This is a genomic window from Paraherbaspirillum soli (assembly GCF_042654985.1).
In the GTDB taxonomy this organism is placed as follows: Bacteria; Pseudomonadota; Gammaproteobacteria; order Burkholderiales; family Burkholderiaceae_D; genus Paraherbaspirillum; species Paraherbaspirillum soli.
Genome location: NZ_JBHSMT010000026.1, coordinates 56,355 through 76,117, shown reverse-complemented (window position 1 = coordinate 76,117; position 19,763 = coordinate 56,355). Strand labels below are relative to the sequence as shown.

General features: G+C 54.8%; 19 protein-coding genes and 1 pseudogene. 1 reads left to right on the top strand and 19 read right to left on the bottom strand.

Features of this window, described 5'->3' with window-relative positions; all coding sequences use genetic code 11:
• The first annotated feature begins 186 nt into the window (after positions 1-186).
• A complete protein-coding gene (locus ACFPM8_RS14215; protein WP_378998217.1) occupies positions 187-450 on the top strand; it encodes a hypothetical protein in 264 nt (87 codons plus the stop codon).
• A 487-nt stretch (positions 451-937) separates the two neighbouring features.
• Here ACFPM8_RS14215 and ACFPM8_RS14210 read toward each other — a convergent pair whose 3' ends face one another.
• From ACFPM8_RS14210 to ACFPM8_RS14120, 19 genes and pseudogenes are all read right to left on the bottom strand, one after another.
• Positions 938-1,423, bottom strand: a complete 486-nt coding sequence (locus tag ACFPM8_RS14210) for a hypothetical protein (RefSeq protein ID WP_378998216.1) — start codon at positions 1,421-1,423, stop codon at positions 938-940.
• On the bottom strand, positions 1,423-2,208 hold the full coding sequence (locus ACFPM8_RS14205; RefSeq protein WP_378998215.1) for an SMI1/KNR4 family protein: 786 nt from the start codon (positions 2,206-2,208) through the stop codon (positions 1,423-1,425). Before ACFPM8_RS14205 ends, ACFPM8_RS14210 begins: the two co-directional genes overlap by 1 nt.
• A gap of 333 nt (positions 2,209-2,541) precedes the next feature.
• Positions 2,542-2,985 carry a hypothetical protein gene (locus tag ACFPM8_RS14200; protein WP_378998214.1) on the bottom strand — a complete coding sequence of 148 codons (444 nt, stop codon included), beginning with the start codon at positions 2,983-2,985 and terminating at the stop codon, positions 2,542-2,544.
• A 357-nt stretch (positions 2,986-3,342) separates the two neighbouring features.
• On the bottom strand, positions 3,343-4,452 hold the full coding sequence (locus tag ACFPM8_RS14195; RefSeq protein ID WP_378998213.1) for an acyl-CoA desaturase: 1,110 nt from the start codon (positions 4,450-4,452) through the stop codon (positions 3,343-3,345).
• A 14-nt stretch (positions 4,453-4,466) separates the two neighbouring features.
• Positions 4,467-5,585 (bottom strand): sterol desaturase family protein, encoded by a 1,119-nt coding sequence (locus tag ACFPM8_RS14190; protein ID WP_378998212.1) that lies wholly within the window; start codon positions 5,583-5,585, stop codon positions 4,467-4,469.
• Positions 5,582-6,211 carry a phosphatase PAP2 family protein gene (locus ACFPM8_RS14185; RefSeq protein WP_378998211.1) on the bottom strand — a complete coding sequence of 210 codons (630 nt, stop codon included), beginning with the start codon at positions 6,209-6,211 and terminating at the stop codon, positions 5,582-5,584. Before ACFPM8_RS14185 ends, ACFPM8_RS14190 begins: the two co-directional genes overlap by 4 nt.
• Positions 6,204-7,511 (bottom strand): F390 synthetase-related protein, encoded by a 1,308-nt coding sequence (locus ACFPM8_RS14180; protein WP_378998210.1) that lies wholly within the window; start codon positions 7,509-7,511, stop codon positions 6,204-6,206. Before ACFPM8_RS14180 ends, ACFPM8_RS14185 begins: the two co-directional genes overlap by 8 nt.
• The gene (locus ACFPM8_RS14175) at positions 7,508-8,335 is read right to left on the bottom strand and encodes an MBL fold metallo-hydrolase (RefSeq protein WP_378998209.1); all 828 of its coding nucleotides are present in this window, start codon (positions 8,333-8,335) and stop codon (positions 7,508-7,510) included. The genes ACFPM8_RS14180 and ACFPM8_RS14175 overlap by 4 nt, the downstream gene beginning before the upstream one ends.
• Positions 8,328-9,344 (bottom strand): NAD-dependent epimerase/dehydratase family protein, encoded by a 1,017-nt coding sequence (locus ACFPM8_RS14170; protein WP_378998208.1) that lies wholly within the window; start codon positions 9,342-9,344, stop codon positions 8,328-8,330. Before ACFPM8_RS14170 ends, ACFPM8_RS14175 begins: the two co-directional genes overlap by 8 nt.
• Positions 9,341-10,321 carry a 3-oxoacyl-[acyl-carrier-protein] synthase III C-terminal domain-containing protein gene (locus ACFPM8_RS14165; protein ID WP_378998207.1) on the bottom strand — a complete coding sequence of 327 codons (981 nt, stop codon included), beginning with the start codon at positions 10,319-10,321 and terminating at the stop codon, positions 9,341-9,343. Before ACFPM8_RS14165 ends, ACFPM8_RS14170 begins: the two co-directional genes overlap by 4 nt.
• 341 nt (positions 10,322-10,662) lie before the next feature.
• A complete protein-coding gene (locus tag ACFPM8_RS14160) occupies positions 10,663-11,193 on the bottom strand; it encodes a hypothetical protein (RefSeq protein ID WP_378998206.1) in 531 nt (176 codons plus the stop codon).
• Between the two features lie 56 nt (positions 11,194-11,249).
• Entirely contained in the window at positions 11,250-11,663 is a 414-nt protein-coding gene (locus ACFPM8_RS14155) for a DUF4279 domain-containing protein (RefSeq protein ID WP_378998205.1), read from the bottom strand.
• Between the two features lie 16 nt (positions 11,664-11,679).
• A complete protein-coding gene (locus ACFPM8_RS14150) occupies positions 11,680-12,036 on the bottom strand; it encodes a hypothetical protein (RefSeq protein ID WP_378998204.1) in 357 nt (118 codons plus the stop codon).
• Between the two features lie 933 nt (positions 12,037-12,969).
• Positions 12,970-13,251: pseudogene (locus tag ACFPM8_RS21510) on the bottom strand (RHS repeat-associated core domain-containing protein); the annotation flags it as partial.
• A gap of 26 nt (positions 13,252-13,277) precedes the next feature.
• Positions 13,278-13,673: a hypothetical protein gene (locus ACFPM8_RS14140; protein ID WP_378998202.1), complete on the bottom strand. Its 396-nt coding sequence runs from the start codon at positions 13,671-13,673 to the stop codon at positions 13,278-13,280.
• Between the two features lie 77 nt (positions 13,674-13,750).
• Positions 13,751-14,020 carry a hypothetical protein gene (locus ACFPM8_RS14135; protein ID WP_378998201.1) on the bottom strand — a complete coding sequence of 90 codons (270 nt, stop codon included), beginning with the start codon at positions 14,018-14,020 and terminating at the stop codon, positions 13,751-13,753.
• Positions 14,021-14,333: 313 nt separating this feature from the next.
• Entirely contained in the window at positions 14,334-14,633 is a 300-nt protein-coding gene (locus ACFPM8_RS14130) for a hypothetical protein (protein ID WP_378998200.1), read from the bottom strand.
• An 83-nt stretch (positions 14,634-14,716) separates the two neighbouring features.
• Positions 14,717-17,146 carry an RHS repeat-associated core domain-containing protein gene (locus tag ACFPM8_RS14125; RefSeq protein ID WP_378998199.1) on the bottom strand — a complete coding sequence of 810 codons (2,430 nt, stop codon included), beginning with the start codon at positions 17,144-17,146 and terminating at the stop codon, positions 14,717-14,719.
• The gene (locus ACFPM8_RS14120) at positions 17,143-19,368 is read right to left on the bottom strand and encodes a DUF6531 domain-containing protein (protein WP_378998673.1); all 2,226 of its coding nucleotides are present in this window, start codon (positions 19,366-19,368) and stop codon (positions 17,143-17,145) included. Before ACFPM8_RS14120 ends, ACFPM8_RS14125 begins: the two co-directional genes overlap by 4 nt.
• Positions 19,369-19,763: the final 395 nt, after the last annotated feature.

Here is a 19,763-nt window from a genome sequence, read left to right as displayed (position 1 = left end):
CATGCGGTCGTTCGTTCTATGTGTGCACACCCATTGTCGTCCTCCACGGGCGGCAGTGGCGGTGAGCTCCTTCGGGGGCTGCCGGGGGTGTGCGAAAGTTTCCTGACCGGTCTTCTAACTCTGCTATCTGCCGCCCTCCCGTTTTGGCACAGCGCGGCTCAATAAACCCCAGACCAAGGAGCCCGTATGACCTTCGCTATAACGCCTGACAAAACCCTGATTTTCCCCTCAACCGACCACCTCCATGAAGCCGCTGAATGCGCCCGTCTCGGCATGATCTGCCTGGAAGAAGTGCTGCGTCTGCTTCGCCCGCTGCGCGAGATCAACAAAGACAACGCGATGACACATGACTTGGTGCAGGCAATCATCGAACACGTCGATGATCGCCACAATCTGTTCGATGTGATGCGCGCGCAATTTGAAGAGGAAGAGAAAGCGCGCAACAAGTAGGGCGGATGAGCGCAGCGTTATCCGCCGTTTTGGATGCATCGAACGTAGGCGGCACATCCAACGGCGGAAGGCGCTGCGCTTTTCCGCCCTACGCACGCGAACTACGGAGCGCCGAGGGGTTGCTGTTGAAGTTGCCGTTGCCGTTGCGGTTGATCTTGAATTCCGCATTGGGACGCTGCCAAATGTGGCGGCTGTCAGTCGGGAATTGTGGGAAGGCGTGTTTGAGCGTAGCGAGTTTGCCTTCACACCCGACTGATAGACGACACATTTGGGGACCCGACCAACGGGAGGGCAGTGGCTTGCGGTCGCCTTTTCTTTGCTTCCTTTCTTTTGGCGAAGCAAAAGAAAGGAAGTCGCCGTCAGGGCGAAAAGCCGAGTCCGCCAAGACCAATACAAACAAAAGCAACCCTCGGCGCTCCGTCGCCCGTCACTCAGGGACACAGAAATTTTCGTAGCGTTGTTGGAGTTTGCAACTTAAGCCACGACCTCAATCAGGGTGAAGTATCCAAGTATCTGCCTGGAAATCGTAGTAGTACTTATCAAACGGATCAATTGTGGAAGCGTAAAGGAGAGTTGGCTTGCCATCGTAAAACCAATAATGGAGCATCAACTCCCTCTTTAACTGTTGGCTGTCTCGGCCTATCACTTCGAGATTGGCTGGATAAATATGATGCTCAACTTTATATTGCTTCACCGCTAGGACAATATCGTCTGCACTATGACGTGCAGTTTCACTGCGATGCCAGTGAATAGCTGACATTAGTGATAATGCAATAACCCAGATTGCAACTTTAACTAACTGCTGCGCGCGTCTCTCCGGCTTAGCGCACACTACGAAAATACTGTAGATGAACCAGATAAATAAAGGCAAAGCAAAAATAATTGCAAACATCGCCGTATCTCGCTGTGCACTCAAGACGAGCAATAAGGCGCAAGCAATCAATGTTCGATGGTGTTTTTCTAGAAACCTCATTAATTACCTAGCTTCCACCAAGATTTCCCAGGCAGTTTTTGCGCTCTCTTATATTTTTGGAATTCGCTCTCGTACCAAGGAAGCTGTGTCGCGCCGTGATAAATCCTGTGATTGCCTGAGCCGAATAAAGCTTTTGGTTTTTTTGAGTCAATTATGCTGACGACTATATCTCGCGTATCGTGCCGACCAAAGCGTTCTCTTACTGCATCGGCTATTTCCGTCAGGGTCATTTCAGACCCAAGCAATTCTTTTACGAATTGAAATACCTCAATCTCTGAATCAAGCCAATGCTGGTAGACATCAATCAGCGTGATTTCACTTTCATATAGAAGGTCATCGCAGGAGATGGTTACTATATTTCCTGCTTTTGGGCCGCTAGCGATCAAGCAAATCTCATGGCCACAGCCCTCTTGAATTACCGCAATCAAACCCGTCAGTTCATCATGATCTACTTCTATGCAATTACCGTTTAAATTCTCGGGATCTGTCTTGACGTCTGTCTTAAAAGCATCGATTCCGGGATAGTCTATTGCAGCGCGATAGTTAGTTACGTTTTCGGCAGGACTCAGTCCATAATGCGGGCCAACACCACCATTTCCAATTTCAAGATAAAACGACCTCAACTGCGTCGGTAACGTTACACCGAGTCTGTTCTCAATGATTTGAAGGTCGACAGGTGACAACCGTGGATTACATTTGTATTTATGTAGCGCGGCACCGAAAACTTGATTTTGTTTATCAAGAGAATGAAGCTCGTCAATTTTCGTTAATATTTTTTCCCACATCTTGCTATATCTTTATCGTGAATATAATGCTATCAGCGCAGTTTTCCGGCGCCCACGGGAACACCCTGTTCGCCAAAGCATCCCCGCTGAAATAATTGCCTATGACTTTGGCCGCTCAATCGGCCATTTAACAAATGCAAACACCCACAAGAAAATGATATTCACAAAAGGTAGCAACACCACCAACGACCAAGCGCCCATATATCCAGCTTTGCGCACGATGCGCCAAAGCGGGATTATGTAAATGCATACCAGAAGCAGAATGATGATCCAGTGCCAGATACTAAAAGAACCCATAGCTCGCTCCTAATTTGGAAATTTTTGTGCTTGAAATTAATACTTAACGAATCTACCAATGATACGGCGCACCAAGATAAAGCCGGACGTTGCGAGATAGCTCCCGTAGCCCGCAAATGCAATGACGCCACCATATCTGACCTCACCCCAGAACCGCACTATCAATACCAAATAAGCCAATGACGCCGCGCTGCAAATTACTTCGGCGGTATTGAGCAGCACTTCGGTTGGCACGGTATGAGCGCGCCGACGAAATGCCCAAGCCGCCAAGGGCCAGGCAAACAGCGCTACGATAAGCGCCTCGCCGATTTCTTTAAAATGGATTGTGGCCGCAGGGATGAACACCTCGGTAGCGCGGCTTTTTCCTGATCTTGCAGGATCTCCAACGTCTGCCTTGGGGGTGCACTGGCAAAGAGGAAGAAAGAAGCACACCAAAATCACGATGGCCAGGAAGCGCTTGAATCTCTCGGCTGTCAGCATCGGTAGTGTCGGGTGGAGTTATGGTGTGTTGGGCTGCAAAGCCCAGCATTTTTCTTATTCACTACTGCGTTCATTGAGTTTGGCAGTCAACTTGCGTGCTGACAGCTGTCACCTTTGGCAGCGTCCCAATGCGGAATGCACGTCAAAAACAACTTCAAATCAACAGCAACCCCTCGGTGCTCCGTGGTCCGTTAATCGGGGACACAGTAATTCGGCACACTACGGTGCCTCTTAAACTATGTCCCCGATTAACTACAACAAGGCCGTAGGGCGGATGAGCGCAGCGTTATCCGCCGCTGGATGTGCCACATACATTTGACGCATCCAACACGGCGGAAGACGCTGCGCTTTTCCACCCTACTCCACTTTGCTTGGTTTGCCACCCATCGCCTTCAAGAATTTCTGCTGCGAGGTGATCAGCTGAACATAATTAAGTTCGCGATAAGCCAGTCGATGTTTGACGGCCAGCCTGGCGATGATGCCGGCCAGCTGGCGATAATGGCGGTGGCTGTAGGTTGGGAACAGATGGTGCGTCAGGTGGTAGTTCAAGCCGCCCAGCCAGTAACCCAGCCAGCGTGGACGGGGCGCCCAGTCGCACGAAGTATGGAAGGTATGTTCCAGCCAGGTGTGCGGCATTTTGCCGTCAGCGGGAGCCTGGAAGAAATCGACTTCGGCCCAATGGGTGCCGAGGATCATCGCCACCAGGAAGCAGGACGCCAGCATCAGGCCGAGGAAATAACAGGCCAGCACCTGACCCCAGCCGATATTCGGCAGCAACCAGATCGGCAGCACCAGCACCACGCACAGATGCACCAGCTTGGCCGACAAGAATAGCGGCCAGCTGGGCCAGCCGGAGCGGCTGCCTTGGGCGACGATCTTGGTCTGACCCAGGCGATCGATCCAGTCCGAATACCAGCACAGGTAAGGCAGCGACAAGGCGGCGATCAGCGGCCAATACATATGCTGGTAACGGAACTGCGGCAGCCAGCGCTGGAACGGCGTTTGCCGCAGGAAGGGATTGGGTTCGATGTCAAGATCGTAGCCGTCGATGTTGGCATAGGTGTGATGAAAGTGGACATGGCGGATGACCCAGAAATCGGGGTCGATGCCGACCGGGATGCTGACGATGCGTATCAACAAGCGGTTTAACGCGGCGGAGCGAAACACCGCTTGATGAGCTGCGTCATGCAGCAGGTTCATCGCCAGCACCATGGCGACAAAAATAAAACCGAAGTAGGCCGGGATGAATTGCAACGGGCGGTCGGCATGCAGCGCGCACCAATACAAAGCGCCGGCCAGCGCCGCCAGAAACGCGCCCTTGACCAGCTGCCAGCCGTTGCCGAAGCGATGCTCGCCGCGCTGGTCCAAATACGATTGCGCTTCTTGTCTCAGCTCTTGGCGGAACGCGGATTCCGCGGCTTGCTTGAAGCGCAGCGGCGCTAAGATGGGCGTGTTGTTATTGGTCATGGATCGCTTTCAGCTCAGGCGAGATTTTCTGATGTGTGGATAGTCGTGCTCAGCAAGCGCCGCAGGCCGTCGATACCGTGCAACAGCAACAGCGCCATCAGCACCAGCGGCGCCGGATCGCGCACCGCGTAATACGCGACATAAAAGATCGGCAGGGCCAACGCGATCAATACCCAGCACACAGCGCCCCAGCGCCTGCCGTCCGACAGTCCGCCGATGGCAATCGTGGCCAGGAAGATGGCGCAAAACAGGATGCCTTGCTGGACCGCGGCAGCACTGCCCTGGCGGTTGACGTAATAGATCACGAGGCCGAACAAAATGACGCCGCCGCTCCCTATGAAAAAATCCGGCACCGTGAATTTTTTGCTGTTGTGCAGAGATGGCAGCGGCCATTTGAAATAGCGGAAGTACGGCAGGTTGCTGGCCCAGAAAGGGTTGTCGCTGCGGACGCTGCCGGGCACGCCGTACACCATCTCGATGTCGTCGCGTTCCGGCTGGAAGGTGCCGAACAGTTTGTCCCACAACAGCAAGGTGCCGCCGAAATTCTTGTTGATATAGAGCGGGTCGATGCCGTGATGCACCCGGTGGCTGGAAGGGGTCACCATGAATTTATCGAGAAAACCGGATTTGCCGACGATGGCGTTGTGGTTGTAGAACTGCACTGAATAATGGAACGACGACACCATCACAAAAATCTCAAGCGGCACGCCGAGCACGGCCAGGATGGCGACGAACGGAAAGTTGGATAAGGACGAATACCAGGAATTCCTGATCCCCAGCGACAGGTTGAAATGTTCGCCCTGGTGATGCACCACATGCACCGCCCACAGGAAGCTCAGCTTGTGATGCATCCGGTGCATCCAGTAAAAACACAGGTCCCAGGCGACGAAGGCGAACGCCCACTGCAATAGCGGATGCCATTGATCGACCCAATGCAAATTCAAATGCGCCAGCACGAAGCCGAAGGCGGCGGTCTCGACGCCCCGGAAAATCCACATCAGGATGTGGCCGGAATCGAGATTGAACACCACGTCTTTCCACGGGATGGTCTGCTGCCTGGCGAACTTCAGGTACAGCAGTTCGCCGAGCACGCAGGCCAGCATCAGGAGGAATGACAGCGCGAACATATTCATAGTGGGAGCACCTTGTTGTCAGGACGGGTCGCAGCTTGCAGCTGGCACAGCCAGCCGCTCATCAGCCCGGTCAGCAGGCCGGCGCCCAGGTCGATACTGATGTGGCGCCGCAGCTGGATGATCGAAAAGCAAATGCACAGGCCGCAAACCACGGCGAAGATGGAACGCAGCCAGCACCGCGCATCCACCAGTGCCCAGACGCACAGCAGGGTCAATGCGCCGTGCAGCGACGGCAGGCAGTTGTGGCTGGAATCCGCCGCCGACAGCAGGCGCAGCAGCGCGACGCTGAGACCGTCGCCGCTAATCGACGGATAGTGCAAGGTGGTCGGCCAGGCGATAAAGAATATGCCGCTGACGACGGCGCAGACTTGCATGGCGGCAGTCAGCCAGCGCAGGCGATCGAACTCGGCGACCAAATAGGTGACCGGTATCAGCACGAAAAACGACAGGTAAAACCAGACGCCGACCGGGTTGAACGGAATCATCCGGTCCAGCGCCGTTTCGGGCAACACCATCGCGTGGCCTTGCCACAGGCTGCCGAGCGTGTAGGCGACGCCGACGCAGCCCCAGCCCAGCAACATCTGCCGCAGCCGCGGCCACAATTGGAGCTTGATCGGTTTAAACATGGTTTTCTTCCATCGGCATGGCGCGAATGATTCTGCGGCGCTTGATTGTCGGATTGAACGCCGGCACCTGGTCCAGCAGGGTCCAGCTCAGGCGTTGGACATCGACGCTGATCTGGCGCAAGGCCTGCTCGATATGGGTGCGCACGGCTGCCAGCTGGTCGGCGGCAATTTCTGCATGTAAGGTCAGCGCCAGCGGCGCCTGTTGGATCAGGCGGTAATCCGCATCCATCGGCAACACCTGCGCCAGTGCGCGCGACAGCATGTCGGGGAACACCGGGACCGGCTTGCCGTCGACGCCGGGCAAGGTCAGCAGGTCGTCGCAGCGGCCTTCGATCCGATCCAGCGCGCGGGTCGCCCGGCCGCACGGGCAAGGCGTCTGCCTGGCGGCCAGCACATCGTTCAGACGGTAGCGCACGATAGGCTGGGTCCAGCGGCTGAAGTCGGTGATGATGGGGACGAAGCGGTGCTGCTGCTCATCCAGCCATTGCGGCTCGACGTGGATGTATTCCTCGTTCAGGTGCAACACGCCGTGCTCGCAGGTGCTGGCGAGGAAGCCTTCGGTGGCCTGGTAGATTTCGTGCAGCTGGCCGAATGCCTGCTCGATCACTTGCCGGTCTTGCGGCTCCAGCACTTCGGCCACCGAAATCACGCGCTTGGGCGCCAGTTGCAGCTGGCCGGCGTTGACTGCCAGCGCCAGCGCCCGCAGCACCTGGGCCGGAGCCACGATGATCGACGGCCGGTAGGCGGCCAGGCGACTGACATTGTGCTCGAAGGGCTGGAACAAATCGAAAAATTCAAAAGTCAGCCAGCGGTTTTGCACGGTGGTGTACAGATTGCTGTTGGCGCGCAAGAACAACGCGACGCGCTCGCCGCTGAACAAGCCGTCGGGCAGCGCTTTGGCCAGCATGATGCCGGCCCATTCCGCCCGCTCCCGCGCGCTGACCGCAAACACGCCGCGCTGGGCCGAGGTGCCGGAAGAAAGACCGACCGTGGTGTCGGCGATGGCCGGCGTGAAGTCGCGGCTGCTCTCGGCGCCGAGCGCCACGTTCAGCACTTGTTTCAAGCTCAGCCCGCGGGTGTTCATGCTGTCGAAATTGGCCATCATGACGGCCTTGTCCATGCCCGGCCATTGAGTCAGAGGCTGGTCCTTGAACGGCGCAAAGTAACTGCTTTTTGCGCTGAGGCGGCGCATGAATCCGGCCAGCTTGCGGGCCTGGAAAGCCTCCAGCTCGGCACGGCTGGAGAAGGTCAATCGCCGGGTGCGCCAATACGCCAGCAAGATCCAGAGCACGCGCATCATGCGTTGACTCCCGGCAGATAATCGACCGCGCCTTCGTGCGTGATGCGGATCGCGGCCTGTCCCGACTGGTGCAAGGCGTGCAATTTGCGCAGCGTGTCGTAGTAATCCTTGCGGTTGTGCTGGATCAGGAACGACAGCTCGGACGGTCCGCGCAATTGCTGATAACTGTCGGCGACCCAGGCCGCATCGGATGCCAGCAAAGTCCAGCCGTGGTCCTCGCGCACGAAAGCGCCGAGATGGCCGATGGCGTGCCCGGGCAGGTTGACGATGATGATTTCGCCGGTGCCGGTGATGTCCCACCCATGCTCGAACGGCGCCAGCTCGGACGCCAGCGCCGATTCCGGATAGCGCTCGACGAACTCCAGCCGCGCCTCGATATCGGCCGGCAGCAGCGCCGGCACAAAGGCCTGCCGCACCGCCTTGACTCCCGACAGATGGCGTACCGCTTCCCAGCCCGGCGCCGAACACAGCAGGCGCGCCGCCGGAAAGTCGCGCATGCCGGCGATGTGGTCGGCATGAAAATGCGACAGTACCAGCGTATGAATATCCTTGGGGCTGACGCCATATGCGCGCAACTGCCCTTGCAACGATTCGTGGGCATCAAACACCACCGGCGTGATCCAGGCATAAAGCTTGAAGACGCCTTGTGCGGTCGCTTCGCGGAAGCGGTCGGCGTAGCCGGTGTCCCACAAATACAAGCCGCGGCTGGTTTCAATCAGGTAGGCGCGCGACGGAAAACAACGGCTTTTGATGCCGCTGCCTTTGAGCACCATGCAAGATGGATGAGTGCAGTGTCCGACCCGGAAGGCGGTGATTTTAGCCATGGCGTTTGATCCATTGCGCGGTTCTTTGGATGCCGTCGGCCAGACTGACCAGCGGCGTGTAGCCGAGCAGCTGCCTGGCTTTGCTGCTGTCCAGCGTCATGTCGTAGCTGAGCGCGCCGACGCTATAGGGCGTCAGCGCCGGTTCCCTGCCGCTCAAGCGGGATGCCAGCAGCATGCCGCGCGCTACCGTGGCCAGCAGCGGATATGGCACCGACACGATGTTGAATGGGCGGCCGAGGGCGTCGCGATACAGCGCCTGCAGCATGTCGCGCAATAGCGCCGGTTCTTGATTGGTGATGTTGAACGCGGTGCAGGATGGAATATCCGGCCTGGTGGTCGCCAGCCACATCGCATGCACGACGTTTTCGACATAGGTGAAATCGAGCGTGACATGGCCGCCTCTCGGCAGCGGCAGACGCCCGCTGCGTTCGGTCAACACCCGCGACAGGCGCGGGATCAGCACTTGATCGTAGGGACCGAAGATCGCGCGCGGACGCAGGATCACAACCTGCATCTGCGGAAATTGCGCGGCGGCGCTGCGGATTGCCTGTTCGGCCTGGGCCTTGGTCGCGGCGTAGTCGTTGACATACGAAGCTGGCCGAAAATCTTCCTTGACCTCGAAACGGCTGGTGTAGTCGAAGTACAGCGCCGGGGTCGAGATATGCACAAAGCGCTGGACCTGCTGTTCGCCTGCGGCCTGGAACAGGCGTTGCGTGGCGCTCAGATTGGCCGCGACAAAATCGGCCAGCGCGCCCCACGGCGACGACAGTGCGGCACAGTGCCACACCGCATCGACGTCGCGCAGCAGCGGCGCCAATTGCGCCGGCGTGGCCGAGGCCAGATCAAGCTGAAAAAATTCTGCGCCGAGGATGGCCAGTTCCTGCCCAACTGCGGCATTGCGCCCGGTGGCGCGCACCTGCAGGCCTTTTTCAAGCAGGGCGTTGACGGCATTGCGGCCCAGTCCGCCGGTGGCGCCGGTGACCAGGATGCGCTTGATGGATCGCGTCATAAGTCGAGCACCAGGCCGCCTATCGTCAGCCCCGCCGCGGTCCCCATCAACAGGGCGCGAGTGCCCGGCTTGGCGCGGCCGCTGATCACCGCCTCGTGCAGCGCGGTAGGGATCGACGCCGCCACCTGGTTGCCGTGCGTGGCATAGATATCGACCACCTTCTCTGCCGGTATCCCCAGTCTTTTGGCGGCGTGCGCCATGCCCAGATGACTGGCTTGATGCGGCACCACGACGTCGATCGAGGACAGATCGTCGCCGGTCTCCGCCATCAATCCGGACAGGAACGACGGCATCAGCTTGGACGCCAGTTTGAATACCGCCTTGCCATCCATCCGGAACAGGAAGTCGCCCGGTTCGACGCCGATGCGCGGGTTGCGCCTGGTGCCGCCGGCGCGGATTTCGCAGTAGCTGCGTCCTTCCGGATAGGTCTCCAGTTTGAAGGCGCGTATGCCCTGCCCTGCGCCGCCTTTTTCCAGAATCACCGCGGCCGCGCCGTCGCCAAAGATCAGCGAAGCTTCCGGCTCGCTCCAATCGACCCCGCGCGAAGCCAGGTCCGACGACACCAGCGCGATGCGCGTATAACCGCCAGTCGCCAACAATCCCGCCGCGACCCGCAAGCCAGCCATAAAACTGAGGCAGCTGGCGTTGACGTCAAAGGCCGGCGTGCCCGGCTTCAAACCGGCCTGCTCGGCGATAAAACAGGCGGTGCTGGGCAAAGCCTGTTCCTGCACGCCGCAAGCGGAAATCAGCAGGTCGATCGAGGATGCGGGCAAGGATGCATTTTTCAGCGCGTCATGCAGCGCGGCGGCCGCCAGCTGGCTTTGCGTTTCGGCGGCGGCGGCCACATGCCGCAGGCGCACGCCGCTGGCTTTGAAAGTATGGCCGGCGGCGTGGCCGAGCCGCTGATCCAGTTGTTCGGAGCTAAGTTGTTCTGAGGGGAGTGCCTTGCCGGTGGAAACGAGTCGAACTGGGATCATGTTGAAATTTCTGGCGTTGCGGTTTGACGCATTGTTCTGATGCTGCTGTTTGATCCGAATGCGACTCGGAAAAGTTTTGCACTTTAACTATAAACAGCTTGATTGACCAGTATTGAATGTTGACTGATGTCAACACACAACAGCTGCTGCGGGGTGGTTGATGGATGGGGGAAAGCGTGGGTGGGTTTGAGGGCGGCAAACTGGTTTGCTGCGAAATCTTATGAGGAAAACTTGGGAATCTTATTCGCTCGACATCATCGCGATGCTGGACTCAGCTAACAAAAATTGAGATGTGGGATGTTGGGCTTCATTGCATCCAGCTCAACATCCCATGCTCAGAGTTAAATAGATACGCGCTTGTACTTTGTCATCGCAAATTCCGGCTGGAATTCACCTGTAGAAAAAGGAGCTTGCACGGATACCGAACCCGGTGCCGGTCCGGCGGCGACAAGTATTTCCCGCCCCGATGAATCGCTAAACACTATTCCACATTCTGCATAGACATCCGCATCTTCATAAATCAAGCGATCTATGGACTTCACATAGAATTTCTCTACGCCAGTTTTCACACATAAAGTCGCGTCTTGTGCTTGATCTAAGGTTAGCTCTTGATCAAAGCGGAGATTCAAGCTCCCCACTTCCTGCCACCCGCCGACTTCTGTGCAGGACGATGAGAACTCGACTACACACCCATTGCTAAAGAAAAGCTGAAACAGCCAGGCACTCTGAAAAGAATGCGTATCCGGCATGGCATAGGCAGTGACCTGCGTACCTTGTAGCGTTTCCTGAATTTGCTCGTAGCTTTTCCCTTCACATTGGAATTTCAAAACGAATTTCCCGTCTTTGAATGCATCAGTAATGTAGGGTTTCATGAGGTTTCTTTCCATTTCCGGCTTGGGTAGGCTGAATGTAATGAAACCCAACCGTCCTACTCCCCGTCCCCATACACATCGAGTGCCAAATCAATTTTCAGCTCACCAAGTTTGGACAACAAAGAATTACTGAAAGTATCTCCAGTATTTCCAGTCGAATACCAACCAATAAAAAACTCCGTACGTCCGCTATCCTCTCGAATGCGATCGAAAAAGATTTTATGTTGGAGAAGATTCATGACAATTCTGTCAAGCATTTCATTCAGCTCCTCGCTGCCTTGTCGCTTGAATCTAAATGAACAATAGTTGGAGCCATAAATTCCGCCAAGCGGGGCTCCTTTTATACTTACTCGTGGCTCTCCAATTTCATGCTGCCACATTGGCTCTAGACCAAGCTGCACAGATATTTCAGACGGTGCGATAGTTTGACTGAAGAAGCGTAGAGACACTACAAAATGAAACGAATGCATAGTTGCGGCTCACTTATTAATTCCCACTTGGCGCCAACAACCAATAGCTAATTAGTCCGACACCGATCAACGCGCCCCACAAGAACAATGTAAAGCGCACACTATTCGAATGCCCTGTACCCCAGAAGTGACTAAAAAGAATAATGGTACGATCGGCCCCTAACGCAAAACCGACAACACCAGCAACGACCGATACCGAAGTACCCCATATGTGGAATGTGCGGTACGAGTCAATGATGCCAACCCCGTGACCACGCCCAAACACCAAAATCGCAACTGGCGCACAGCAGGCCATAACCACGATGATTAGTGCAGAGATACAAGCAGTAATCAAACGATTAAAAAATGAAATTCGCACATTATTTCGTTCCATTTATCTTTGCAATGCCATAAAAAAAATCGAGGTCCGAATTTCGCAATATATCTAGCTTAGGGTAGCACTGGTTTATTTGATTTTTCGCCCAGGAGCAATGCCTAAGTCATTGATTCATGAAACAGTAATTTCTTGAATCCTGGATAAATCAGTGCTTCCCAAGCGGATCAGAAAACGAGATCGGGTTACCAGTCACATAACTGTAAATAAACACCAATTGGAAAAACTATCGAACAGGCCCCGCATTCAGGATTCGGAATATAGCATCCAGTGACAACAAATACGTAACCGCAGAGAGCGCACAATAAATTGAAAATTTAATGCAGAAATTCCGAAGCCTCTCCCTCTTTGCCCCCAAGAAGTACACTGTTGCAATTGCCAACACACCTGTAGTAATCACCGCAAGTACCGTGGAGTAGCCCTTCAGCGGCAAGTAGATTGAAAAAGGGAAAGCAATCATTACGTAGTCATATACGTGACCCAAAGGTGAAAGTAACGATTGAAAACTTGGATTAGCCGCGTTTGCATAAATATATGATGTCCCAAGCGTGAGTAAATATCCAAGCAGGAATAGAACAGAAAATATATTTCGCGTATTCATTGGATTCCTCATTTATGCACCACAACAGATCCATTTTTTAGCGCTTGGTTATACAGGTCTTTTGCCGTTTGTGACAAGGAATCCTGATGAATGTTATTCATTAGATTCTGAACAACAGCTGCCTGCTCGGCAGTCAGCGGTAGCGGGGTTTTCCAGAATGGAACATCTCCAAGAGACATTGCATCGGAGACATTGATCTCGTCCAAGATTTCCTGGGTCAGCTTATCCAAATCGGAATCGCTGAGCTTTCCTTGACACAGGCGACTGACAGTATTACGTGTATTAGGAATTATCTGAGGATATTTCTTCTTGACAATCCTCTGCATCAATCCGGGCAAGAGACCAGTGGGATCTGTGTACATCAGCGGATTGCCATACACATATGCATAGGTATTGATGCCGCCATCCAATCCAATCGGATCAGACTGCATATACCGCCCCAACTGCGGATCATAGTCCCTGTTGATGTTGTAAAAATTATTGGTCTCCTTGTCGTACAACTGCCCCGGGAAGCGCTGGTTGTACGTGAAAGTGCCCAGCCCACTCGGGTTCTCATCCGGCGGTAGCATGCCGAACGGATCGGCATTGTCCCAGCGCCACACCATCGAATTATCAGCACCTTCGGTGTTTGCACTAACCGTTATAAGGAATGTACGACATCGATATCTACTTCAGAATAGATTGAATCAAGAACATCCAATATTTCGCGCGAAAGGAATATCGGCGGATAGTCACGGCCATCCGTCTCAATAAATACCGAGAGCTGTGGAGTCGGAAGAGTCATCGTGACTGAAACGCCTGTGATTAAAGCAGCAATTTCTTTCAAATTTTCAAGCATAACCTCTGCCCAATCCATATCGGAATATTCATGCAACAGTCGGTAGACCACACCGGCATCCTCAAACTTCTTTGTGGCTTGAGGAATTACTAAATCTCCTTCTTTCCACGCACGATGAAGGTGGGTGCTCGTCATGAGATCGGAATTAGGTTGAAAGTCCTTACCTGACACGATTAGCTTTACGTTTACCTGGTACATAGTCGCTTCAAAAGTCTGACAACTATTGCAGCAAATCTAGAAGCGTCTTTTGAGGCACATTAAGGGTGGCAATATGGTTATCCAGAAGCTCGAAAAATACGGTATTCAGGCATTTCATAGTCCTTATCTTTTGCCACCTTTTTCTGGAATGTCGCCACTCGATGAATTAACTCATTAAATCTACGCAAATCTGCGGGCCTCGCTACATCGTCGGTACCAACCTCATATGTGTCGCGTGCAAGCATTGATAGCACGTAGAGCAATTGACTAAGCCATGAAAGCTTTTCAATTTGCGTCATTGCACTAAAACGCATTTGCACGGGCCGCCAAAAATCTTTTTTCACCATTTTATGGTTTCCCTCGGAAGAGAATTAACATTAACACTACGTTCTTCAAGTATTGTGATACGTGTATTGCCATCGTATACACGACCATCAGACTTTACTTTTAACGAATCTTCCTCCCTGGGCGATCAGTCCCTCCTGTTGACCCGTTCCAGTGAATTTCAGAAGTAAAAGGAAAGCCACCCGATCCAGGAATACCGGAGAGGGTGGCTTTTTTATTCCGAATAAGAGGATGTTGTTAGCTCATGTCGAGCTTCGCAAGCCCGACTTACTACGTTGCATACCTGCAAGCAACTCGTACTACTGGCTGTATATATCAAGAAAAATCCCGATCGTGTGCTCTGATTGCGTCTTCTAACGAATCATACCAATCGCAACGTTCATGAACAGACACTTCGATAAATAATTCAGCAAATTGGCTTTGAAAATTACGGAACTGCTGCTCTTCAAGCGGAAGTCGAAAAAAGTCTGCGCTTTGCACCGCATATTGATCGGTCTTCAAGTCGTTAAGACAACAATATCGCACGGCAGAGGTATCGCCAAGACGCTTCCAAACCATTACTTCTTTAAACAAATCCATCGCGGCCTTTCCGTCCAATTGGTCTGCGTTCAACATCCAAACTGAATCCATGCTTTTGTACTTGCTCCGGTATTTTAAACTGCTCTCCAGAACATTGCCAATTTGCAATCATACCCGTATCACCAATTATTAGTTGGTGTCCAGCGCCCAGACTGAATCCGTGCATTTGTATTTGCTCGAGAATTTTTAAACTGGGTAACAATATCACCTCGTTCATCGGTAATCACAACCCTATCACCGCTGACATGGACGGTGTTGCCAGTATCGTTATCCACCAACTGTCGGCCGTCACGGATTACCTTGTTCGCATCTCCGACGCTCCGATTTGAATCCGATTTAGCCTCGTCTGCGCGCTGTTGCCCGTGCTCGGTTCGGCCATTCTTTTTGTCATCATCATCAGGTGGCGGGCTGGCACTTGCATTGCTTGATCTTAATGGATCCCAATGACGAAGTCTTTCCAACTCATCGTGACACATCTGGTTTATGGCATCGGCCATTCGATTTAGTGCTCTACTCAGTCTCCTGGCAAGATCATGTTGCGCAACTGCCGACGGATCTGGGAAACCATAACCCCGACGAGGAGAGTCTTCGTCTGCCTGTAATCCCATTGGATCAATCCTAGTAACCGGATTGCCTCCGACATAACCATAGGTGTTGATGCCGCCTTGGAGTCCGATCGGATCACTTTGGACATACCGCCCAGACTGCGGATCGTAGTCCCGATGGATGTTGTAGAAATTATTGGTTTCCTTGTCATATAACTGCCCCGGAAAGCGCTGGTTGTATGTGAAGACTCCCAAGCCGCTCGGGTTCTCATCCGGCGGCAGCATGCCGAACGGATCGGCATTGTCCCAGCGCCACACCATCTGATTGTCGGTTGCCTGCGTAATGACCCGCGGCGTATTGATATGGTCGGCATAGACGTAATACACATTAGTTGCCGTGGTCTGATTCGCACCGGTGCCGGTGACCGTTTGTTTCAGCACCGCTACCGGCAAATCGCCCAGATACACCGTCTCTTCAATCACTTGCCCATTGGCGTCGTACTCGCCGATCAGGTGACCGGCTTCGTCGTACACATAACTGTTGCTGCCGGTCGCGACAATCGTTGCCGGGCCTTGCTTTTGTACCCGCTGGTCGAGGCCGTTATGGCTGTAGCTGACGGTATTGCCGGCGTTGGTCGCGCTGACCATGCGGCCACGGTCGCTGTAGGTGTAGCTGATTGTGCCGTCGCTGAGCAGATTGCCGGCGGCGTCATAACTGTTGCTCTTGGCCGGGATTGGTCCGGTGATCGCACTGAGCCGGTTGCTGGTCGCAGCGATGGTATTGGCATAGCTGCTGCCGCCGAACGTCGCCTGGTTGCGGTTACCGTTGGCGTCGTACTGGAAGCTCTGGTTGTTGGCGCCGCTGCTGCCGGTGACGCTAGTCAGCCGATCCAGGTTGTCATAGCCGTAGCCTTGGTTGTAATTGGCCGGAGCATTGTTGCCGGTGCCGCTGCCGATATGGCTACTGGCGACAATCCGGCCGGCGGCGTCGTAGCTGACGCTGCGGTTGGTGCCATTGTTCAGCAGGTCGCCGAGCGGATAGCTGACGACGCGGCCGTCGAGGTCGATGCCGCGGGCGTAAGTGCTGCTGCTCAGTGCATTGCTATTGCCCCATGTCCAGGCGTTGACCGAACCGAACGCTTGGTAGCCGATACCCGTCAACAGTGGAATCGTGCTGCCGCTGTTGGTGCCGCTGCCGCTGGCATTGGTCGGGTTCAGGCTCAGGCTGTTAACGCGGCCGGCAGCGTCGTAGCTGTAGTTGATCCGGTTGCCGCTCGGGTAAGTCATGCTGGTGCGTTTGCCGAAGGTGTTGCCGCTGCTGCCGTAGGTATAGCTAGTAGTACGGCTGGTGGCCGTCGTGCCGCTGACTATGGTTTGCACTTTGCTCAGCAAGTCGCCTAAACCGTCATAGGCGTAAGTGGTTTGTCCGGAGCCGTCAATCATCCGCGTCAAGCGACCTTTGGCGTACAGTGCGCCGGTGCTGCCACCGTCGTATTCGAATTGGGTCGCGGCACCGCTGGCGTAGTCGATTCGAGTCACTCGATTCAACGCGTCGTAGCTGTAGCTGGTGGTCTTGCCGCGCGCATCGGTGCGGGTCTTCAGGTTGCCGGCTTCATCAAACGTCTTGCTGGTGCTGCCAGTGTCGGGACTGGTCAGCGCGATCTGGTTGCCGAGGCCGTCGACACTGTAACTGGTGACCAGATTGCGCGGATCGGTGACCGTGCTCAGTTGGTCTAAGCCGTCGTAGCTGTAACCGACTGTCGGGCTGCTGCCGCCAGCGGTCGGGGCCGGTTGCGCTTGCTGAATCAGACGTCCTATGCTGTCGTAGCTTTGCGTCGTCACATGGCCTAACGGATCGGTAATCTTGGTCCGATTACCCATCGCGTCGTATTCATAGCTGAAAGTCGTGTTTTGCTGCGCGACTGATGCGCCAGCCAGCGTGAACAACGCGGCACCGACGATGGTCTTGATTCGCTGTTGATTCAAAGTGAAACGCCCTCTCATTGTGCTGCTCCGGTAATTTGTTGTAAGCGATTCAATGCGTCATAGACGCGACTGCTTTGACGTGCCAGGTTTCCGCTCGGATCTTTGACTTGTTCACTGAGGCGGTTGCCCATGTTGTCCAAGGTATAGACGATGCTGTTGCCGAGACTGTCGGCGATCTTGGTCAAGCGGTGCGCCGGGTCGTAGCTGTAGCTGACGGTCGACGCATCCGGCAGCGTGACCTGGGTCAGTTGGCCGACGCCGTCATAGGTATAACTGGTGGTCCCAACCATGTTGCCCACTGTGACGACCCTGCTGGTCAGCCAGCCGCGTGGGCTGTAGGTGAGTGCAGTGGTCACGCCATTCGCATCGGCAATCAGCCCGACCCGGCCGTTGGCGTCGTAGTGCGACAAGGTCGTCACTTGGCCGACGGCGTTGGTGATCGTGCTCAGGTTGCCGTTGCTGTCATACGCATAGGTCGTCTTATCGGCGACATCGGTGCGCGGACCGGTGGCCGTTAATAGCTGACCGAGGTTGTTATACGTATACGTCCAGGTACGGGCGCTGCCGGTCACGGTCGGTGACAAACCTTGCGCGCCGGTCGCATCGCTGGTCGCTTGTTCGATCTTGCTCAGCAAATTGCCGGACGCATCATAGCTGTAGCTAGTCACGCGCTTCGGTTCGGCGATCTTGAGCGGCAGGCTGAAGCTCGGATGCCATTGGGTGCTGATCGTTCTAGCCTGCGGCGTACCGGACGCTTCGACCCGGCTGGTTTCCAGGTTGCGCGTCAGGTCGTAGCTGTACGTGGTGACGGCGCCGTTGAAATCGGACTCGCTAGCGATGTTGCCGTTCGCGTCATAAGTAACGTTGCTAGCCGCAGTGCCGCAGCCGGCGCCACCCGGCTGGCTCTCTCCGGTGTACCGAAGGGTATTCTGGATAGTCTGAAAGTTGTAGGTGCGCACACTGCCCAAGGGATCGGTGACCGTGCTTTGGCTGCCGAGCTGGGGGTAAGCAACGCTGTATTTTTCGACGCCGCCGGCATGCTCGGTTGAGATCGCTTGGCCGCTGCTGTCGTAATTAAAGATCGCAAAACGCACGCCGTTCTCGTCGATGATGCCGGTCAGCGCCGTCGGCAAATCGGCGCCAGCTGTGTAAGCTGGTTCGTTGTATAGATAGGTGCGCAGCTTGCCGTCCGGGTAGGTGACGCTGCTCAGCCGGTTGGTGCTGTCGTAGCCGTACGCGGTGATGCCGCCTGCCGGGTCGGTCATTTGCACCACGCGGCTGCTGCTGTCATAGACGAAATTGAGTTGATGGCCAAACGTGTCGGCCACCCGCAGCAGCAATCCGGCCTGCGGCGCGACCGTGGTCGGGGTTGTGGCATCCGAATAGCTCAGCGTTTGCAGCAAACCTTCCCGAGTAGCGATGCGGACTAATTTGCCTGCCGCATCGTAGTTTTCTACCGATTGGTCAGCGGCCACTTTGTATTGCCAACCAGTCGGATTGCCGGCGCTATCCACTTGTCGGGTCAGACTATCGGTGATGTCTCCATCCGGTTGGTAGCTGCCGTTACCCAACAAGAAATTCAGTGCTTTGCCATCGCCGCGTCGGACGCTGGCGTTGTTCGGGAAAGCAGGGTTGGTCATGACCATCCGTTCATAGGTACTGCTCCAGCGGGCGCCGTAGCGACCATTGCGGATGCTGCTGCCGTTATAGGTCCGTTGCAATGTCAATCCAACGCTGCCGATACCAAGGTAGTCCGACTCCAACTGCCGTTTGTTGCCGGTACTGTGGTTGATCGGATTGCCTTTTTCTTTGCGGGATCTCTCCTTACAAGAGCCCTGATCACCTTCCGCTTTCTCTTGAGCAGCGTCACTTGGGTTATTGGTGCAGCTGTTCGGATTGCCCGGTTCTGGCTTGCAGGAAGGGTCAGGTGGAGTAACTGGCGGAGTAACAGGTGGGATACCACAGCTTTCCCACGCGGTGTACCAAGAAGACCAGACGCTACCGGTTGATTGTGGCCCAATATAGACATACCCATTGCGCCGCTGTTCGCTCCCATTGGATACTTGTCTCTCGATGTGAAATGTTATGTCCGAGCCGCAGGGATAGCCGCCGGGATTAAGGGACAAACAATAAAGGACATTCGGGTGCTGAGCCGCATACACATTGTTGCCGAGCGCAGTCAGCGAAGCCTCAAGCTCGCTGCACGTTGCGGCAATAGCACCGAAGGATGCAAACAGCATCGTTAAAAATGCCATTGCGACAATGATGGGGAGCAGACCGCCAATGTTGCAAGAATAGCGATTCGCCATCTGGACCACGCCCCCATTCGTGATCATGCGATACAGCCTGCCTATGGCCGTGATCCCAATCCGGTTTTTTTTCATGGCATCAACATGCCCCGTTGCGACCACCGAGAGCGGCATCACATTGATATTTCCCATTTCCACTGACATTCCTTTTTATGCGCTCGTAAAAAACATCCCCATGCCAACACGGCATCGGCCTTCCTGGCTATCCGAACGATTCGTTTATGCGTCCAAACACCAACCCGTACATGGGGAGCGGAAGCATATTTCAAAAAAAGAAAGCTTGCAATGCGGAAAATACCAATATTGCGTCGACAGGCAGCGCGATA

What these genes read in the sequence shown, in the direction of transcription:
- ACFPM8_RS14170 (WP_378998208.1), bottom strand. Translation starts at nt 9,344, where the DNA reads ATGACGCGATCCATCAAGCGCATCCTGGTCACCGGCGCCACCGGCGGA.
- ACFPM8_RS14160 (WP_378998206.1), bottom strand. Translation starts at nt 11,193, where the DNA reads ATGAAACCCTACATTACTGATGCATTCAAAGACGGGAAATTCGTTTTG.
- ACFPM8_RS14155 (WP_378998205.1), bottom strand. Translation starts at nt 11,663, where the DNA reads ATGCATTCGTTTCATTTTGTAGTGTCTCTACGCTTCTTCAGTCAAACT.
- ACFPM8_RS14135 (WP_378998201.1), bottom strand. Translation starts at nt 14,020, where the DNA reads ATGGTGAAAAAAGATTTTTGGCGGCCCGTGCAAATGCGTTTTAGTGCA.
- ACFPM8_RS14190 (WP_378998212.1), bottom strand. Translation starts at nt 5,585, where the DNA reads ATGAATATGTTCGCGCTGTCATTCCTCCTGATGCTGGCCTGCGTGCTC.
- ACFPM8_RS14185 (WP_378998211.1), bottom strand. Translation starts at nt 6,211, where the DNA reads ATGTTTAAACCGATCAAGCTCCAATTGTGGCCGCGGCTGCGGCAGATG.
- ACFPM8_RS14215 (WP_378998217.1), top strand. Translation starts at nt 187, where the DNA reads ATGACCTTCGCTATAACGCCTGACAAAACCCTGATTTTCCCCTCAACC.
- ACFPM8_RS14130 (WP_378998200.1), bottom strand. Translation starts at nt 14,633, where the DNA reads ATGTTGAACGCAGACCAATTGGACGGAAAGGCCGCGATGGATTTGTTT.
- ACFPM8_RS14140 (WP_378998202.1), bottom strand. Translation starts at nt 13,673, where the DNA reads ATGTACCAGGTAAACGTAAAGCTAATCGTGTCAGGTAAGGACTTTCAA.
- ACFPM8_RS14175 (WP_378998209.1), bottom strand. Translation starts at nt 8,335, where the DNA reads ATGGCTAAAATCACCGCCTTCCGGGTCGGACACTGCACTCATCCATCT.
- ACFPM8_RS14150 (WP_378998204.1), bottom strand. Translation starts at nt 12,036, where the DNA reads ATGGAACGAAATAATGTGCGAATTTCATTTTTTAATCGTTTGATTACT.
- ACFPM8_RS14210 (WP_378998216.1), bottom strand. Translation starts at nt 1,423, where the DNA reads ATGAGGTTTCTAGAAAAACACCATCGAACATTGATTGCTTGCGCCTTA.
- ACFPM8_RS14120 (WP_378998673.1), bottom strand. Translation starts at nt 19,368, where the DNA reads ATGCTGTTTGCATCCTTCGGTGCTATTGCCGCAACGTGCAGCGAGCTT.
- ACFPM8_RS14200 (WP_378998214.1), bottom strand. Translation starts at nt 2,985, where the DNA reads ATGCTGACAGCCGAGAGATTCAAGCGCTTCCTGGCCATCGTGATTTTG.
- ACFPM8_RS14205 (WP_378998215.1), bottom strand. Translation starts at nt 2,208, where the DNA reads ATGTGGGAAAAAATATTAACGAAAATTGACGAGCTTCATTCTCTTGAT.
- ACFPM8_RS14125 (WP_378998199.1), bottom strand. Translation starts at nt 17,146, where the DNA reads ATGAGAGGGCGTTTCACTTTGAATCAACAGCGAATCAAGACCATCGTC.
- ACFPM8_RS14180 (WP_378998210.1), bottom strand. Translation starts at nt 7,511, where the DNA reads ATGATGCGCGTGCTCTGGATCTTGCTGGCGTATTGGCGCACCCGGCGA.
- ACFPM8_RS14165 (WP_378998207.1), bottom strand. Translation starts at nt 10,321, where the DNA reads ATGATCCCAGTTCGACTCGTTTCCACCGGCAAGGCACTCCCCTCAGAA.
- ACFPM8_RS14195 (WP_378998213.1), bottom strand. Translation starts at nt 4,452, where the DNA reads ATGACCAATAACAACACGCCCATCTTAGCGCCGCTGCGCTTCAAGCAA.